18 protein-coding genes are annotated in these 18,204 nt (G+C 42.5%); 8 read left to right on the forward strand and 10 right to left on the reverse strand.

Annotation, left to right across the window (positions count from 1 at the left end):
- Positions 1–210: 210 nt before the first annotated feature.
- Entirely contained in the window at positions 211–1,320 is a 1,110-nt protein-coding gene (locus ACMXYW_RS10835) for an acyltransferase family protein (RefSeq protein WP_415904065.1), read from the reverse strand.
- A gap of 271 nt (positions 1,321–1,591) precedes the next feature.
- Between ACMXYW_RS10835 and ACMXYW_RS10840 the strand changes: the two genes are divergently transcribed.
- The gene (locus tag ACMXYW_RS10840; RefSeq protein ID WP_415904066.1) at positions 1,592–1,999 is read left to right on the forward strand and encodes a hypothetical protein; all 408 of its coding nucleotides are present in this window, start codon (positions 1,592–1,594) and stop codon (positions 1,997–1,999) included.
- A gap of 565 nt (positions 2,000–2,564) precedes the next feature.
- On the opposite strand, the gene amt is transcribed toward ACMXYW_RS10840, so the two are convergent.
- The 3 genes from amt to ACMXYW_RS10855 form a co-directional block, all read right to left on the reverse strand.
- Positions 2,565–4,859: an ammonium transporter gene (amt, locus tag ACMXYW_RS10845; RefSeq protein WP_415904067.1), complete on the reverse strand. Its 2,295-nt coding sequence runs from the start codon at positions 4,857–4,859 to the stop codon at positions 2,565–2,567.
- Between the two features lie 204 nt (positions 4,860–5,063).
- Positions 5,064–5,681: a nitroreductase family protein gene (locus ACMXYW_RS10850; RefSeq protein ID WP_415898684.1), complete on the reverse strand. Its 618-nt coding sequence runs from the start codon at positions 5,679–5,681 to the stop codon at positions 5,064–5,066.
- A gap of 9 nt (positions 5,682–5,690) precedes the next feature.
- Positions 5,691–6,599: an EamA family transporter gene (locus ACMXYW_RS10855; RefSeq protein WP_415898685.1), complete on the reverse strand. Its 909-nt coding sequence runs from the start codon at positions 6,597–6,599 to the stop codon at positions 5,691–5,693.
- Between the two features lie 113 nt (positions 6,600–6,712).
- Here ACMXYW_RS10855 and ACMXYW_RS10860 point away from each other — a divergent pair, with 113 nt between their 5' ends.
- Positions 6,713–7,213 (forward strand): MarR family winged helix-turn-helix transcriptional regulator, encoded by a 501-nt coding sequence (locus tag ACMXYW_RS10860; RefSeq protein WP_415904068.1) that lies wholly within the window; start codon positions 6,713–6,715, stop codon positions 7,211–7,213.
- 268 nt (positions 7,214–7,481) lie between these two features.
- On the opposite strand, the gene ACMXYW_RS10865 is transcribed toward ACMXYW_RS10860, so the two are convergent.
- The gene (locus ACMXYW_RS10865) at positions 7,482–8,414 is read right to left on the reverse strand and encodes a universal stress protein (protein ID WP_415904069.1); all 933 of its coding nucleotides are present in this window, start codon (positions 8,412–8,414) and stop codon (positions 7,482–7,484) included.
- Positions 8,415–8,626: 212 nt separating this feature from the next.
- Here ACMXYW_RS10865 and ACMXYW_RS10870 point away from each other — a divergent pair, with 212 nt between their 5' ends.
- The 6 genes from ACMXYW_RS10870 (at position 8,627) to ACMXYW_RS10895 (ending at position 12,302) form a co-directional block, all read left to right on the forward strand.
- The gene (locus tag ACMXYW_RS10870; protein ID WP_415904070.1) at positions 8,627–9,040 is read left to right on the forward strand and encodes a DUF2892 domain-containing protein; all 414 of its coding nucleotides are present in this window, start codon (positions 8,627–8,629) and stop codon (positions 9,038–9,040) included.
- 177 nt (positions 9,041–9,217) lie between these two features.
- Positions 9,218–10,492 carry a GGDEF domain-containing protein gene (locus ACMXYW_RS10875; protein WP_415904071.1) on the forward strand — a complete coding sequence of 425 codons (1,275 nt, stop codon included), beginning with the start codon at positions 9,218–9,220 and terminating at the stop codon, positions 10,490–10,492.
- A 184-nt stretch (positions 10,493–10,676) separates the two neighbouring features.
- Entirely contained in the window at positions 10,677–10,976 is a 300-nt protein-coding gene (locus ACMXYW_RS10880) for a hypothetical protein (RefSeq protein ID WP_415898689.1), read from the forward strand.
- A 42-nt stretch (positions 10,977–11,018) separates the two neighbouring features.
- Positions 11,019–11,315, forward strand: coding sequence for an antibiotic biosynthesis monooxygenase family protein (locus tag ACMXYW_RS10885; protein WP_415904072.1), 297 nt, complete (start codon positions 11,019–11,021; stop codon positions 11,313–11,315).
- A 35-nt stretch (positions 11,316–11,350) separates the two neighbouring features.
- The gene (locus ACMXYW_RS10890) at positions 11,351–11,734 is read left to right on the forward strand and encodes a hypothetical protein (protein ID WP_415898691.1); all 384 of its coding nucleotides are present in this window, start codon (positions 11,351–11,353) and stop codon (positions 11,732–11,734) included.
- 229 nt (positions 11,735–11,963) lie between these two features.
- On the forward strand, positions 11,964–12,302 hold the full coding sequence (locus ACMXYW_RS10895; protein WP_415904073.1) for a zinc ribbon domain-containing protein YjdM: 339 nt from the start codon (positions 11,964–11,966) through the stop codon (positions 12,300–12,302).
- A 78-nt stretch (positions 12,303–12,380) separates the two neighbouring features.
- Here ACMXYW_RS10895 and ACMXYW_RS10900 read toward each other — a convergent pair whose 3' ends face one another.
- The 5 genes from ACMXYW_RS10900 to ACMXYW_RS10920 form a co-directional block, all read right to left on the reverse strand.
- Positions 12,381–12,761: an NUDIX hydrolase gene (locus tag ACMXYW_RS10900; RefSeq protein ID WP_415898693.1), complete on the reverse strand. Its 381-nt coding sequence runs from the start codon at positions 12,759–12,761 to the stop codon at positions 12,381–12,383.
- Positions 12,762–12,839: 78 nt separating this feature from the next.
- On the reverse strand, positions 12,840–13,187 hold the full coding sequence (locus ACMXYW_RS10905; protein ID WP_415898694.1) for a Fis family transcriptional regulator: 348 nt from the start codon (positions 13,185–13,187) through the stop codon (positions 12,840–12,842).
- A 57-nt stretch (positions 13,188–13,244) separates the two neighbouring features.
- Positions 13,245–14,534, reverse strand: a complete 1,290-nt coding sequence (locus ACMXYW_RS10910) for a hypothetical protein (protein ID WP_415904074.1) — start codon at positions 14,532–14,534, stop codon at positions 13,245–13,247.
- Positions 14,534–15,352, reverse strand: a complete 819-nt coding sequence (locus tag ACMXYW_RS10915) for an outer membrane lipoprotein-sorting protein (RefSeq protein WP_415904075.1) — start codon at positions 15,350–15,352, stop codon at positions 14,534–14,536. The genes ACMXYW_RS10910 and ACMXYW_RS10915 overlap by 1 nt, the downstream gene beginning before the upstream one ends.
- Positions 15,345–17,948, reverse strand: coding sequence for an efflux RND transporter permease subunit (locus tag ACMXYW_RS10920; protein ID WP_415904076.1), 2,604 nt, complete (start codon positions 17,946–17,948; stop codon positions 15,345–15,347). Before ACMXYW_RS10920 ends, ACMXYW_RS10915 begins: the two co-directional genes overlap by 8 nt.
- Positions 17,949–18,204 lie beyond the last annotated feature (256 nt).

Below are 18,204 nucleotides of genomic sequence, written 5' to 3' on the forward strand. Positions count from 1 at the left end.
GAGCTAGCTGATTTAATGTATTCAAAGCTCCCAGAATATTAAGCAACAGGTGTAACAATTGGCCATCGCTATGATTCCCTAGCTCCGCCTGTTTGTACCCAAACAAGCTACGAGGTCGGCAGATGAAATCTTCGACAACATTTGAGAAAGATATTTTTCTTAAGGTAAGTAATTAAATACTTCAATCATTACTACTGCACTAATGAAATTCTAACTTAACTTTTCATGTGAATAAACTCGATCTCTTTTTTTAGAATAGTTTTTACCAATCCTAATAAATGGCACCTCTACTATCTTGTAACTAACCAGTGATATTACTGCTATCAAAAATGTACCAACCATAAACTTTATGGGAGCAGAAAAACCAAAGCCACTAACATACTGAATAACCAGAAAATGCAATAGATACCAGCTGTACCCTACCACACCACAAAAAACAAAAGGTTTAAAGCTGAAAATAGCTATTAAGTACCTATTGCCAAGTTGAGCAGAAATTAAGAATAAAGAAAAGCACAAAGCTAAAAAACCAGATAAATAGCGGAATTCAAAAAACGGCCGTTCAAAAAAAAGGAAATTTTCAGACACAAGAATAAATACTAAGAGCATAATCAGTATAAAAAACATCAACATAGACTTATCCAAAAAAGTCTTGTTTCTATTATAATAATCTTTTACAGCACTCTCCTTTGAAAGCATACCAAAAGCCAAACCAACCAAGAATACATCCAAATATTGAGAGTGCTTATCTATATCCACAAACTTCAAAGATTCAAATCCTTGGATACCTATCAACACTAAAATATGATAGGAAAAATATAGAAAAGCTATAGAAAAAACCGCGATATAACGCAAAAAAGTTCCTTTAGACAGGAATATTGCAAATATAGGAAGCATCAGATAAAAAGTAAATTCAGCAGGAATAGTCCAAAAAACACCATCTCCTTTAAAAAATATTAGATGCTTTATTAAACTCGAAATACCTTCATCAATATATAGATATTTTAAATTCTGATTCCCTGTAACGTATTGATAAATAAAAACAAGGACAACCACCAAATAGAATAAAGGCGCTATCCTAAGAAATCTTCTAATCAAATAGCTTTTTACATCAAAACTAGCATCACGCCCAAAAGGTAAAGACAAAAGGTATCCGCTTAAAACAAAAAAAAGCATAACTCCTATATGACCTATCCCTAGAAACGAAAGCCATTCAGCTAAGGACTGATCTCTAGCGGACGTATGACTTAACCATACAATCAAAACAGCGATACCTCTGATTCCATCAAAATATGCCGTCGAATGATTGTTACCAATGTTCATCATTGCCTCTATTTTTAAATAAGAGTTACAGTAGGGTGAGGTAAAAAAGGCGAGTATAATTTAAGCCATGTTCCAATAGCAAACTAAAGGTATCCTTGTTTTTTTATTTACCAGAATATTGAGAAGCGAACATCTCCGATTGTCATAATTTCTGCTAGATATTTTCGGGTTGTCTAGAACTAAAGATGATGCCCTCTTAACCCCTTCCTACCCCCCCCGCTTGAAATTGCGCACCAGTTCCTGAATATTGAAACTAGCGAGGGAAACGACAATGGACGAACCATACACACAGAGCATCAAAGCTGAAAGGAAAATAAGAGCCGTTTTTCTATCAGATGGTGAGAAAGTAGCGATCAGCAATACAGACAAAATGATTGCCGAAGAGATGCTTGATGCTTATCTGTATTTCAAAAGCGAGCAAAGGGATTACTACGCTAACCAAGAGGATATTGGTGATGCTGTAGGTGTTCTTCGTACTGCCGCTGCTAATAGCATCAAAAAGCTAGAAAAGATTGGCCTTGTTGAGTCCAAATTAATTGAGATTAAAAAAGGCGGTGCTCGAACTAGCTACCAGTACAAAGTGAAGAGCTGGCCTGAACTTATTCCTCAAGTGGTTACGGTGAAACATAAAGAGCCTGTTCGGTTGAGTGATTTGAAAGCCGAACTAAGTTCTTCTTAGTTTCCGCGCGAGTATATTGGAATATTGAGTAATACCCTGGGAAGGGTTGTTGTATTACCTGTATGTTGATTACTGGAAGTAATCTAATAATGAATACACTGGGATTGTGGTTGTATTCATTCTATTTGTTACTCAGGTAACAGCTTGAGTTTAGTTTTCCAAAAGAAAACTCTTATATATTAGAATATTAAATATATTAGAAATTTTATTCTTACTAATGCACGGTTTCCGTACACGGGAATTACTGCTATCTAATCCCAACCAAGCACGCTACCCCCTCAATTTTCATAACCCTTTCATCTCATCCCCAGCAGTGACAGTGCTTTGCACCATGTTCAACGCTATCTGTCTGACAGGCATTGCCATGAACCGGAGGAGTATTTTTATTGTATTAAATTTGGGTCCAGTAATGAGTCTAGACTTGGGTCTAGTTCGAGATTGTAATCACATCACGGAATTTCAATCATTTCCTTTAGTATCATGATCTTACAAAAGTAATTCAAAGTTTCCCAGGCATTAAAAAAGCCGCATAATGCGGCCTTTTGGTTCATTCCCATTTATAGTTTTAAGCTGCGCATCTATTGGTTTTAAAGCTGGCAACCACGCTTTCCAGCTGCTCCATATCAGAATGCATGTGACTCGCATGCGTTTCCAATTCAGAACTTAGACCTTGAGCGTTATTCGCTTCTGTGTGAATACCCTGTAATCGGTCTTTTAACATCTCAGATGACTGTTTCTGCTGTTCTGCAACCACAGCTATCTGCTGATTCATATCGTTGATCTGTAAAACAGAATGGGTAATTGCACGCAGAGACTCTGCGGCGGATAGAGAGCGATTGACACTCTCTTCTGCAACTTGCTGACCGGATTGCATAGTCGTGTCTAATTTACCGATCTCGCCTTGTAGGCTCAGAATTTTCTTTTGTATCTCTTTAGTCGCTTTTTCAGTTCGTACTGCTAGGTCACGCACTTCATCAGATACTACCGAGAACCCTCGACCTTGATCTCCTGCACGAGCAGCTTCAATCGCAGCATTAAGTGCAAGTAAGTTCGTCTGCTCCGCAATGGTTTGAATAAGTTGGATGATTTCACCAATAGACTGACTTTCATCTTTCAAACGCGCAGTGTATTGAGAAGCCTGTAGGATATTATCTGCAAGTTCGTCAATTTTGAGTTTCACCTGCTCTACTTCAGATTCACCCTGACTCACCATATCCGATACACGACTAACCTCAGAAGCCCCCTGCTGAGTGCTAACTGCGGTCTGTTCTGAAGTAACGGCAAATTCCCGCATAAGTTCAGTCGCAGCTTCGGTCTCATAAGTTTGGGAATCCATACCCATCGCCGTAGACTGAGAGGCTGATCTAACCCTTTTAGCTGCGTGCAGTCCCCTCTGGGAGACCTGAGCCATAGTATTTACCGCTTGTTCCAATTGATCTAGAAGAGCATTGAATGCTTGCGCTGTTTCACCTGCCTCAGTTCCAGCTTCAACCTCTGCTCTTAAGCTCAAGTCACGGCTAGCAATAATCTTCTGTACGGTATTCATGGTATCTAACCATGCAGTTCTGGCATTGTGTTCTGCGACGTTAAGTCCTACCTGCTCCTCTTCTGGAGAGATACGCAATTTGCCAAACGTTCTCAGTGACCAGAAGAAGATCAAACCTGTTGTAAACGCCCAGACAAAGACACTAAACGCACCGGTTAGCTGCACAACAAACTGATCAAAACGACTATCTAGAGGTAAGTTTTCAATTGGAGCGAATAGCGCCAAAGCAATCGTTCCCCAAACTCCACAAACGCCATGAACAGCTACCGCACCAATTGGATCATCAACCTTCATCCAATTTAGTAATACATACTCAGCCATATAAAGAACCATGCCTGAGATAATACCTGTAATAATGGCACCCCAAGGGCCCAAAACCTGACAACCTGCAGTGATACCTACAAGACCACCTAAGGCACCATTGAGTACCTTGAGGATGTTAACTTTACCTTCATCCATTACCAGAGAGATCAATAACACAGTCAAACCACCTGCAGCCGCAGATAGGTTGGTGTTCACTAAAATCATCGGTACATCTTCATTAACGGCTAATGTGCTGCCGCCGTTAAAGCCAAACCAACCAAACCAAAGTAAGAATACACCTAAGGTTGCCAAAACTAGGTTATGGCCTGGAATGTCCTGAACTTCACCTCGGTCATTAAATCGACCTAAACGCGGCCCTAAGACCAAAGCGCCAGCCAAGGCAACCCATCCACCAACAGAATGGACAACTGTAGAACCTGCAAAATCGACAAAACCTTGCTGCTCTAACCAACCGCCATCACCGCCAACTAGGGCACTACCCCAGATCCAATGACCAGACACAGGATAGATAACACAAGAGATCAGCACAGAGATATATAAGTAGTCCTGAAAGCGCATCCTTTCAGCAACTGCACCCGCCACAATAGTCGCGGCGGTACCTACAAACATGGCCTGAAATAGGAAAAAGGCATAATCTTGAGGGCCAGATATATGATGATCAGCCGATACAAATTCGCCTATAAACCCACCACTATCAAGTCCAAACATTATGCCAAAGCCAAGCAACCAGAAGCCTAAAAAGGCAATAACAAAGTCAGCTATATTTTTTATAGCGACGTTGTAACTATTTTTAGCTCTGATACATCCAGCTTCTAAAGCGGTAAAACCAGCCTGCATTAGAAAGACTAAAGCAGCAGCAAGAATTACCCATAAACTATCGATCCACACCTTTGCATCAACCAGCTCTTCAGCCGCTTGTACTGGCAACGATAGAACTAAAGCTACTACGGGTCCCCACCTAAGTAGCTTAGTCTTTTTAAGTGCTTTCATGTCATATCCCCCTAGAAAGCGAAAAACTTGATTACGCAGTCGCAAAAAACAAGCCAGCTTTGCAAAAAAGGGCTGAAAGCCTTAAACCATGAAGTTTATAAGGAAAATACGATTTATCTATAAATTACAAAGAATTACCGCAGCGCACAAAAATACAGCATGCATGGCACCACTTACTAACAACCGCACCACTTAGGTGCAACACTAAACAAACATAGTGACATCTTCCATTGGCTGACGTGGTTTCTGCGGCCAGCTCTGTTTTGCAGGGTAGCCAAGCGTTACCAGCATTACTGGGATATCAGTCTCTTCAAGCTCAAACTCAGCGTGTAACTGACCTGGATCGAAACCCGTCATTGCACCTGATGCGATACCCATGCCATGAGCCGCCAACATCATGGTCATACCCGCTAATGAACCCGAACGTAGTGCCTCATCTCGCTGAAGGGTGTAATTACCTTCATGAGCATTAGTCGCCATTTCGACCCAACCATCCGCTACATCTTGCGACATGATATTGGCCTCTACCACTGGGCTTAGCTGTTTCGGCAACTGCTGATAGCCTTTTAGTGTGCCGCAGATAATCACTGTGGCTGATGCATCTAGAATTTGAGGCTGATTAAAAGCGATTGGATGCAGTTTCTGTTTGGCTTCTTCGCTAGAGACAACGATAAACTTCCAGTTCTGCATGTTGTAAACCGAAGGCGATAGCGTCGCTAATCGCAACAGCTCTTTAAGCTGAGCATCTGATAGCTGCTTGTCTGCATCGTAACGTGCTACTGAGGCACGGGTTTCAATCAGTTGGGTAATCATATCTTTCATAACAACTCCTTACTCTTTAGCTTCAGCAACAACAGGCTGTTGAGAACGTGAAATAGATTTAGATGATGAAGAGATTTGCACGACTAAAATGCTGACCAACACTGTGATCAGCCCAAGTAATGCAAAGCCCTGTAAGCTTTGATCTAACAACCACCAGCCCAGTACCACTGCAGTAACAGGGCTCAGCAGTCCTAAAGATGACACTGCGACTGGCGGCAGTGTCGCGATACCTTTAAACCACAGTAGATAAGCGATTAACGCTCCGAATATGGAAAGGTAGGCGTAACTTAGTATTTCTGTACTGCCCAACGTAGGCAGAGCAGGATCTAGAAAATAAGCAGCGGGAAGCAACATCAGCCCACCCAGCAATAACTGCCAGCCGGTAAATGCCAATACCGGAAGCGAGCTATGCCAACGTTTCGCCAAGTAGGTTCCGGCCCCCATGGAACACGCGCCAAGAAATGCCGCAATAATTCCCCATAGATCCCACTCAGCATTCGGCGACAGAAGCAGTGCAGCCATGCCGATAACACCAAAGATGGCTGCAATCACTGTAAGTAAACGTGGCGCTTTGCTATCCACCAGCCAGATCAACAACATCAGCAATAATGGCTGAATAGCTCCGACAACAGCGGCGATCCCGCCGGGTAAGCGATATGCGGCTACAAACAATAACCCTTGGAACAGTCCAATATTTAGCGCGGAGAGAATGATCAACCTGCCCCACTCTTTGCGCTTAGGCAGATAAAAACTCATCAATAACAGCAAGAGCCCCGCAGGAAGTACACGAATCAATGCAGCGGTATAAGGACGATCAGCAGGTAAAAGCTCGGTCGTAACGATATAAGTCGAGCCCCAAATTATGGGTGCTAGTGCCGTTACAACAATGCTCACACTGTTAAGTAATTTACCGATCATCCTCGTCACCTTGGTTATTTTATATCGATGAAGAATTTATCTTGAATTCAAGATATAATTAAACAATGACAGCAAACTATCTTGATATCAAGATAAATTTTCAGGTGTAGCAAATGACAGATAAATCAGCGGATGCCGTAGATAAGATAATTTCGCAGTGGAAATCAGAAAGACCAGAGCTTAATTCTGAGCTGATGTCCGTAACGGGGCGTATCAAACGAAGCTCGGCATTAGTGCAGCAAAGGCTAGAAAAAACCTTTTTAGAATATGGACTTAACTACTGGGAGTTCGATGTTCTGGCAACACTTTGCCGATCTGGCTCACCCTATTGCTTAGCACCGACCGCGCTGTTTTCTACCCTGATGGTGACCTCTGGCACAATGACCCATCGTCTTAAAGGATTGGAAAAAAGGGGTTTAATCAGCCGCTGCACTAATCCCGAAGATGCGCGCAGCATGTTGGTTAAATTAACCGATGAGGGTTTAGAACTGATTAACGAAGCAGTAAGCGCCCACGTTGATAACCTTGACCGGTTAATGAGCGCCTTCTCTAAAGAGGAGAAAATTCAGATGGACAAAAGCTTAAAACGCTTACTAGAAGTACTAGAGCAATAAACTAAAATCTATAAAAACAGGGTCAAAATACAGAAAAATGGTGCCATCACCACAAAAGTAAAGCACTTCCCCATCACCTAAAATAAATTATGTTGCGGGTTCTTCCAAACGTAGAGCCCGTTAATTAACAAGGTAATAGGGATGGCGAACATGCCTATCAAAAAAGCAGCCAAGCCAGCCCAGGAACCATTACCTTGATTCATACTGGCAATAATAAAAATTACTAATGCCTGAAACGACGAAGGCAAAATAACACCAATAAATACCCTCATGATTCTGGTACAGGGCAAACAAAATCGGGATGTTTAACGATCATCACGTCACAATCCACATGATCGACTACATGCTCCGTTGTGCTGCCGACTAATAACCGATCCAGAATAGTACGGGCCACACCACCCATCACAACCACATCGATTTTATTGTGTTTTGCATAGTTGCTGATGGTCAGATCCGCTTCGCCTTTGATGATGTCGACCAGATCAGATTCGATACTCAATCCGTATTCTTGGAGCAGTTCATCACAGGAGCTAAAGTGACTTCGTTCCACTCGCTTCTGCAACGCTTCGTAGTCTGTAACCACATGCTCATCAAAAATCACTTCTTGGGGTAAGGTGTTATAGCAATGCAAAATCCTTAACTCGCTATGGCCATCATCCATCATTTCACGGGTTCGCTGTATCAGTTCCCGATCTAATACACCTTTCTCATCACCTTTATGTAAGGGGTCGATACAAGTCACAACACGTTTATGGTCGCCCCAAGGTCGCTGCTTCACAAACAGAACAGGTACGGGGCATTTTCTCGCTAGTTGCCAATCAACAGGGGCAAATAGGTAATGGCCCAATCGAGTATGCGGCTGAATTGAGTGAAGAACTAAATCTGGTTGGAAACGCAGAACCTTTCGAACAATCCCTTCACCAGTATGACGATTCCAACTGGCATCAAACCCCGTTTTTATACCTAAAGCTTCGATATTTAGGCAAAGCTCTTCAAGCTTGGCTTCGGTTTGTTTAACGTAGGCATGTTCGGCTTTTAATTCTTGCTTGGCATCAAACATATGACTGTGTTTGAGCGAGCGGTTGTAACAGCAACTAAACAGCTCTAGAAAAGCAGAATGTTGTTCCGCTAGGTTTACTGCTTTCTCTATAAGGCTGGAGTTATCGTGTTTAAAATCGATATTAACCAGTAACCTATCCATCTCTTCCTCACCAGCAAGTGGTTGATATTCCTCTCTCTATACTTGCAGTCTGGATCCTAAACTGAAGGTTTTCCAGTTCGTTTATTCTCTGCCTTATAACAAAGCATGCTTTCACTACATTTAATTATAAAAACTTGAACTAAGCCCGATCTTTATATTAGATATAACTTATATATAATATTTCTAACGACTTTCTACTTAAAGGAATCATCATGTCTCTTAACGCCGCGCTTCGTCTGATGGCTGGCAGTGTCATATTAGCTAGCTTAGTTTTAGGTACTTACGTCAATGCTAACTGGTACTACCTCACCGGTTTTGTTGGCCTTAACTTATTCCAATCAGCTTTTACCGGCTGGTGCCCTGCCGTGTTTATTTTTCAGAAGCTGGGGTTAAAAGCAGAAAGTTGCAATTGTGAAGGCATGACTATAAACCAAGGCCTGCACATTATTGCTGGATGCGTGGTGATGCTAACAGTTGCTCCAGTGATGTTCTTACAAGCACCGCAAGCGTTATTAATCGTAACGGCTATCGTTGGTGTGAGTCTGGCCCAATCGGCACTAACTGGCTGGTGCCCAGCTATGATGATTGCGAAATTTTTAGGTTTTAAAAGCACGCAAGCGAGCTAATTTAATCCGCTTCCCATCGACCTAGCTTCCCCACCCCTTGTGCTAGGCCACAAAAACAAGCCGGAATATATCCGGCTTGTTTAACTTCCTTCATTTTGTTGTCTAAAAACAATATTTTTATTTGTGATGCAGATACAATAACGAATCTTATTTAGCTTCAGAATTTTATAGATATACATGCTATTGCGATCTGCCGGTTTAATACTGCCCTCTTTTATTCTGCTGTGTGCGGCAGGCCTGTTATTACCTGTTACCGCTCAATTGAGTGAGGAATACCAACAAATCCTCACTCTGACACCCTATCCTCTGGCGATCATTGTTGCGCTTCTCGGTTATGGGTTTAACCGCAGTCGCATCTTGTTTGCCGCAGTAAACCTCTGCGGAGCCTATTGGTTGATTCAAAATGGTCTCCAAACTAGTCTGAATCAGCCAGATGCCTTTGTTCTTTTTAGCTGTATATCGATACTGCTCCCTTTCCATCTTGGATGCATTGCGCTTTATAAAGAGCGAGGTTTATTTACCCCTGTTGGCATCATCCGGTTATCTGTCATCCTGATTAGTTACGGGGTTTTATATCTAATTTGGTCGAATGGTTCCTTAGGACTCTACCTAGCGAATCTGCCGATGATAATGTTAGAAATGCTGTTGCACGAGTATTACCTAAGCCAAGCAGCTGCTCTGGCATTTGGCCTTGGGCTTGTACCCATTATGCTCTCGTTTGTGTTTAGGAAGACCTATACAGATGCCGCTTTGCTGGCGAGTTTATTATCTGCCCTGATTATGCTGAGTTGGTTCCATCAACCGATGATCTCTGCGTTATTTATTTCTGCAAGCATGATCGCACTGGCTATTTCGGTTGTTCAAAATTCTTATCAAATGGCATTTATTGATGAACTTACCTGTATTCCTGCCCGTCGAGCATTGCTTGATAAGTTCTCAACCCTAGGCAAAAAATACACCTTGGCGATGTGTGATATCGACCACTTTAAAAAGTTTAACGATACCTACGGCCATGATGTCGGCGACCAAGTTTTGAAAATGGTTGCAGCCAAGCTCAACCAAGTCAGTGGTGGCGGTAAAGCCTACCGCTATGGCGGTGAGGAATTCACTCTAGTGTTCCCAGGGAAGGGCGAAGCAGAAGCCCTGCCGTACATAGAACAATTGCGCGAAACCATCGCCAACTATCCCATGCATATCCGTAATCAAGACCGCCCAGACGATAACGAACAGGGCCAAAAGATGCGCAAAAATGCACCGGAGACTGAAATAGTTAGTGTCACCATCAGCATAGGCTTCTGTGAAAAAGCACCTGAAATTCCTGACCCAATGGCGGTCATGAAAAAGTCCGACGAAGCCCTTTATGAATCAAAGCGTAATGGCCGAAACTGCTCTACAGCGGTTCATTACAAACCTAAGACTCAGAAGCGCGGGCATCGTAAGGATTATGCTTAAACGCGCTTCGCATGTATGCTGATGAATAATTTGGGTCACCGACTTTAATAACGGATTACATTGAAAAGGATTTTTACATGGAAGTACTCTTTCAAGTTGCTTTGTTACTTTAATCTTCAGTTCAGCGGCTATTAAATTCTATCAATCAATCGCTTCAAATCTATTGCTATAGAAAGAGGTAATCATGATCTATGGCGATATAGCATCCGATGTTAGTTACTACGATATCTATCCCGAGTTACTTCAGCTTGTACAACAAACATTCTCAAATGTAGAGTCGGGTGTGCAAGGTGATGCTTGGATTTGGATCTATGAGGGTGAGGAAAAGGTCGCTCTAGATACCTTTACCAGTATGCGCTTTCAAATCAAGTCCGATAATATTAACGGCCTTTTAGTACAGAAAGTCATTTCTAAACTAGGCGAACACTACAAACTTTATATTTACGATCAACCCGAGTTAGAAGGCCACGAAGATACATTTTAACCCTCGAAGTCGTAGTCAGGAAAAGAGATATCGGAGATTGAAATGGTAAGAGTTGTTTATCGATGGCAGGTTCCAACAGAGAACTTCGAAGAATTTAAAGCGATCTGGACCAATACTACCAATCAGATCCATGAAACGGTTGAGGGTGCCCTGGGCAGCTTTATGCTGAAGTCCGTTGAAAATGAAGACGAAGTGATCACCATTGCCAAGTGGGACTCCCTAGCATCTTGGAAGAATTTCTGGGGAAATGAAAACCCAGAACAGATGCAGAAGATGAGAATGCTAGGCAAACGTATATTTGCAGATGCATACGAAGAGATAGAAGACTATACCCGTTAAGATCCTCCACAACGGATAATAAGGACATTACCTATATGAATATAATTGGATATCTATTAACCGCTGTTGGTTTATACGCACTGTATACCGATGGTATCGTTTTAGGCTGTGTAATATTTTTCATCGGTGGTCTTCTCGTCGGCAAGCTATTTTTCTGCTTACGCAGCCTTGGAGTCATAATAATTGCGGCCTCTGTCGCATATGGCTATCACAATAGCTTTACCCCAGAAGTTTTGTTTTGCCTTGCTGTAGGCATTTTCTTAGCAACCTTTAATCGAAATCGATCCTCACGGAATAACGGCGGTGATGAAGATGGCTGGGGAATAGATATCGATTTTTTCTCATCCGATTCGGATAGCAAATGCAATAACAGAGACAACGCAAGTTGCGGTGGGGATTCCGGTGGCGGCGGGGATTAATCCGCAGAAGGAAAGCTCAACTCTACTTTCTTACTTGTATAGAAAGTCAAAGCTAGGCTAACTGGTTTAGCCACTTATTGTCAGAACCTACCTTCTGATAAAGTAAACTAAAAGTGCGATCCACCTCAATTAACTCATTATTTTCGTAATTTCAGTGGTGCAAATCACTCGCTTAGTTTTCTTATAACTATTACCATTCACGCTCAACTAATTTAAAGAAGTAGAAAGTATGTCTTTACCACCTTGCCCTGAGTGTAATTCTGAATTTGTTTACCAAGATCAAGAGCTATTGATCTGCCCTGAATGCGCTCATGAATGGAACCCTGCTGAAGCAGATGCTGAAGAGGAGGTCTTTGTTGTTAAGGATTCCAACGGCACCCAGCTAGCTGATGGCGATAAGGTGACTTTGATCAAAGACCTTAAGGTTAAAGGTAGTTCTATCGTTTTGAAGATCGGTACCAAAGCGGTAATCAAACGTATCGTTGAAGGTAAAGATCACGAGCTTGACTGCAAAGTAGATGGTGCAGGCGATATGATGGTGACAGCTAAGTTTGTAAAACGCGCTTAATTTTATTACCTACCAGCTCTCCATCTGCAGGCTGAAACCCTCAGCCTGCTCAAAGGATTATGCATTATTAGATGCTTCTCACATTAACTCAGCAGCTACTAACGCTTTTTTATCCGCTTCGCTGATACTTAACTTGTGACTAGGCTTAACCCACTCTACATCTTGCGCCTCCAGTGCCATCACCTCTCCAGCCCATTTATCAACTAGGTAATAATGCAACATCTGATCTGGCGACGCTGCAAATGGATGCGAACCTAAAAACTTATAAGATAACGGTATAACTGAAAGCTCTTCCTCTACCTCCCTCTTCAAGGCTTGTATGTGGGATTCGTCTGGTTTGATATGCCCACCCGGTATATTAATAGCTGCTGTTCCAGTTTTATCATCAGCCCAGCGATGTTCAAATAAAACCTGATCATCCGTCGTTAAAACAAAGCAAACACATTCTTGTACTGACACAGAGATCTCCCCAAATAAAACTGAGGTTTGTACGTAAGCAACAACAAATTAGAGCTTTTTATATGGGTAGAAGGAGCTTTATAAACGACTAAGCCTTAAGTTCCAATCTCCGCCACAAACCTCTTCGCAGGCTTCTTCTGAATCAAAAATAATCTGTTGGGTGGGCTTATTGAGCTTTACTCCCGCTTGAGCCAGCTTCTCGGTGATTAAACTTTTTAAAAACTGATCCTCATGGGCGTTTCTAGCAAGCGTTAGAAGTGATTCATCATCAAAGACAGCAACAACCTTTAGGGATTCAGGGTAACGAGAAAAATCCACTTTATGAGTAATCCAGCAAAAGCCTGGTACTGATTCCAACGCAATATCACAAACGTCGGTCAGCGTTTCACGGAGTGTTTTTTCTAGTTTTTTATCTGATTTATTCATGTGGCTTATTCAAAATAACCATAGCTTCTAGGAAAGATGATCATAACTGATTTAGCATTAATAACCCCACCTGATCCTCGCATACAGATTAGATGCATCTTCAAACTGACCGAAGAATGTATGTGCTTCTTGACCACCAAAAAGATTCGCGCCAACGATCAGTTGTAACTCATCACTGAAACGATATTTTGCCGAAGGTCGATGATAGTAATCATCATCTGTCGGTGAATAAAAACTAAACCAACCGAGTGTTAGATTATCCTGTAAAGCCCGATAATTTAGGCGTAGGGTCCATAGCTCTCGGTTCTGATCAGATCGATAAGGTGAGTTGCCATCATTAGCGATCAGCGCGTCATAATCTTGTGTGTGTTCAAGATAATACTGCAGCCCTATTGTAAATTTCGGCAATAGCTCCTGCTCATATCCAACTAGAAAGCGCACTTGGTTATTGGGTAGCAGCGGATTTGATCCTTGATCGTCTTCACCCTTATACCAAGCAATTTCACTGTGCCCTATTCCCTTCCCAATATTCGCTCTTAAGCTTGCCCCAACAGCTCTTAGTGGCGAGAAATAGGCATGGCCTTGGACGTTCAGTGCATTGGGCCGTTTCCAAAAACCTCTATAGGCATATAAAGCCCATTCGGTATTACTCGCTCCCCATTGCGCATTCCCATAGAAACGCGCCGCGAATTCACCGTTAGAAAACCTCTCTTGGGGATAATCCGGAACCAACGTAGATTCAGGTGAGGCTACCTGCTGACCAGCCAAAGGTGAGAAATAGGAAAAGCGCTCACCATTAATAAATTGATCATTAGTAAAAACTGGCGTCCACACCAGATCTAAATTCGCTTTATTGCCATAGTAAGCAAGTTTGATGCTGGTCGATGGCGCTTTTAAGTATTCATCATCGCGCCCAGAAAAAAATGACTGCCAATCCTTTGCAAATAGATCATTCAGGAACAACAAATCACCCGTTCCCCAAGTTAATACCTGATGCCCTAAACGTAGATCCAACGAATCACTAAGTTGTAGATCAACCAATGCTTCCCTTAGATTAAATTCAGTCGCTCCTTCCACCCCATCAGTGTAGAGATCGGCTTTGAAGCTATAACGGTTATCGTTCGAGAAGTATTCTGTTTCTACCCGTCCTCGAAGTTCAGTAAGGGTTTTATTTTCATCTAGAACAGGATCATTGTTTAATCGCCCACCTGCACCCATTTCGATAAATCCGTGCCACTGAAGGGTTTCACTCGCCTCTTCGTCCCAATCGCTTTGCTCCCAATCATCAGCTTGAGCCACAAAACTAACGGCTATAAGACCTAATAGAAATAAGCTTGCCCGAAACATCACTTCCTCCGAAGCCACTGGCGAGGTGGCTTACGTAATGAACGTTCTGAAAACACCGCTTGTTCCATACCTAGATCATATTTCTGATAACGGAACTCCATGATCGTTTCAGCGCCACTACGCAGATCCATCGCCTTAGATTGGATTACGGTGATATAGCCTTGAATCACGTCGCTTTTGATTACCTCAATGCGGCGATAGAGCTGGCCGTTATCGTCGAGATATTCAATTTTTTCCGGCAGATAATTTTGTTTATTTATCCATGTGGAATAACTACTAAACTCAACCTCTGCAGCTTTTATAGGCGTACTTTTAATTTGATAGTAGCTTTCACCTGTTTCGATCAATTGATGGGTATCTTCTTCGATACCACGTCCAGATACATCCTCATAAAAGAAATGTGAGCCAACAAAGCTAGTTCGTTTATCACCAGCAGAGATACGTTTAACCAAATCTAGCCCTGGAAGATATAACCAACGGTCATCATCCTTACCGGGAGTTTTAGCAACTAAAAACGCTGTATTTCTCACATCTGATGGGCGGCTAAAGACAACCAGAAAATCCTGCTTACCACCATCCTGCCTATCTCTTCTTAAAATCGTAAACTGACGTTTTTGCACTCGGCCTTGGCTGTCTTTTATCAACATCCGAGCTTCAGAGCGGCCGTCATCACCGGCGTAATATGCTGTTAAATTCGCCTTTGCAACAATCTCGTTCGCATCCGTTAAATCTAGGGCCAACGTGTTGGTCGCATTAGCAACTAACACAGAGAACAAAGCCACAAAGAGCGTTGTTTTTAAAAAGTTAGGTTTATACATTTTGCTTTTCCTCTGTGGATACGCTTCTCTTTGGATCACCAAAAAGTGAGGCTTTATTGCTAATCAAATGGATAACGGCTGGCAGTAAAATCACAGTGACAATCGCAGAGATGCTCATAATTAAAGCCAAGAAAAAACCAACTGTGATGTAAGGCACCAACGGTGCGAAGAGTAAGGGGGTAAATCCAACCGCGACCACGACCGCATTGCGACTAATCGCTCTAGCAGGCCCTTGATAGACTTCATTAACTGTCTTCGGCCAGTTGCCAGTACGTCGATAGATAGCACGGCAGCGCTCCAAAAAGTGAATAGCGAAATCGACCGACAAACCTAGGGTCAACGCTGAGAGAACGGCGATCGGCATGTCATAGTCCTTGCCGATAAAACCGATCAGACCATAGATAAATAGGATGGTAACCGTGAGCGGTAACATAGCGAGCAGACCGATCTTTATAGAACGAAACAGCACAACCATCATCAACAAAACCATGAAGAATGCGCTAATCAAGCTATTCAACATGCCGTTTACCATCTGCTCTTGCCAAACGACATTAATGTAGGTCAGACCCGCCCAGTTCATCTCGACACCTTGCGGTAAAGGGTTTTCAGATACAAAGCGATCGACCAGCTCAATTACTTGGCTCATATCTTGGTTATCACCGCTACTAAGCTGTAGCCACAGTAAAGTGGCATCGTACTCAGGTGTAACCATGTGCCAAAGATCGTCAGGTCGATGGGACGATTGAAAACTCAAGACCGTTTGAGCGGCCGCAGAAGCATCAGCAGGCAATTTAAACTGATCATCCTCCCGACCTCTTAATTCACGATTCACCGTTTTAAGTAAAGTACCTAGAGAGTTAGTTTTACCCACCAGTTCGGTTTGATCTAAGTAACTCTGTAGCTGATCTAGATACGCTAAACCTTCAGGTGAAAGAAAATACTTTGCCTCTTGCTGAGCTACTTCGACTTTATCTAGCAAACTTAGCCAAAAGTCTTCATGAACAGGGTCATCAAACGATAGATCATCGAATGCAAGGGCTAGCGCCTGTAAACGTTTACTCGGTGAATACGCCTGCGTCTCTGCTCGCAGCTGAGTTATTTTCAGCATTACCGCCTCTGGCAACGACTGGCTTGTTAGCTCCTGCCAAAACGATTCACCTAATTGTTCAGACGGTTTCTCCAGCACAAGGTATGCATTATAAGTCCCTGCAAAATGAGCGTTCATAACCTGGTCGGCTATACGTAGGCGGTGATCCTCTTTAAACCAACGCACTGGGTTATCGTTAATTTGAATGGTACTTACACCATAAACCGATAACGCTGATATCAACGCAAAAACAATTAAGATCCCCTTAGAGCGGTTGGTAGAGAAACGCCCCGCAGCGCTCAGTAGCCAACTTAGATTTTGCGATGAATCCTCTCTCACCGAATGATCTTTAAGCACTTGTAAACGCTGTGGCGATAGACTCACGATAAATGCTGGCACAAGAAAAACAGTCAGAACAAAGGCCAACATAATGCCAAACGCAACGTGCAGGCCAAAAACCTGTACAGGTGGAATAGGGGTTAACGCTAAAGAAGCAAAACCCACTGCAGATGTAATCGATGTGTATAGCATCGGTGTGAATAGATGACCTAGTACCTCCTGTAACGCCTGCTTAAGATCTCCCCCCGGTTTATATCTATCAGAAAATTCAGAAAGTAAGTGCACCGAATCTACGACAGCAATAGGCATCAAAAAAATAGGGATCATCGAACTCATGATATGTACTGTATGGCCCTGCCCGATCAATACGCCCATAGTGATAATCACCGTAGCCATAGCGACCAGCATAGGTGCAGTAATCAGCAATAGAGAACGGAAGAAAAACCACATCAACACAAAAATCATCAAACCGGCTAAGGGTGCAGAAATGGCCATCTGGATAAACATCTCAACACCAAAGGTATCTTCTGCAACAGGCAAACCCGCAATATGAAATTCGTTACCTGAATCTGGATACTTCAGTTGTAACCCATCAATAACCGTTTGAATTTCATTCGCTAAACGGTAGCTTTCTGACTTATCAATGATCGGAATATAGATCGCCGCCGCTTTGGCATCGGCCGATACCAAGGTATTTTTTAACAGAGGGAGGCGCTCGACCGCGCCTTGAATTGTGTCTGCTTCAAGTTGAGTTGAAGGGGGAGTTTTCATCATCCATTCAAACAAGATTGCGCCATCCTGCTCAAATGACTGGCTGATGTTATCAACCGTGTTTAAAGCCATTAGATCTTGACGAACAACCCCTTTCATCGAGTCAACTGCTGTTGAAATATCATACAGCACCGATAGTGTTGCAGGGTTATATACCCCTTTTTCATGTAGGGAATTCACAATCCCGACCACAATCATGTCATGTAAACTAAAACGCTGCTTCACCTCATCATGCAACACACGATCAGCCTGGTCGTGAGGCAGCATATTCTCTGGGTCTGTATCTATTTTTATGCTTGAAATCTGTAACAAAGCAATCAAAACCAACAAAAACACCAATGTAAAAATAGCTTTGGGTTTCTGTATTGGTAAGACCAACCAAGGAAAATTAAAGCGCATTTGATGCCTCGATATGACTAAATACAATAACATTAGAATATACTAATATATAAAATAAATAATAGTCAAATTGCGAATATAAGGTGTTCTAAGGTATCATTCAGTTTGTTATAAAAAATGCACTATCCATAACTATAAGTTGATATAAAAATCGACAGAAGCTGCAAATTGGGGATGAAGTCTGGATTAAGTCAAACAAATGAACCAGAGAGTTCATAGGCTAATCCTTTGTGAGCCCATAGATAAAAACAATACA

It is taken from the genome of Neptuniibacter sp. QD48_55 (genome assembly GCF_047778115.1).
In the GTDB taxonomy this organism is placed as follows: Bacteria; Pseudomonadota; Gammaproteobacteria; order Pseudomonadales; family Balneatricaceae; genus Neptuniibacter.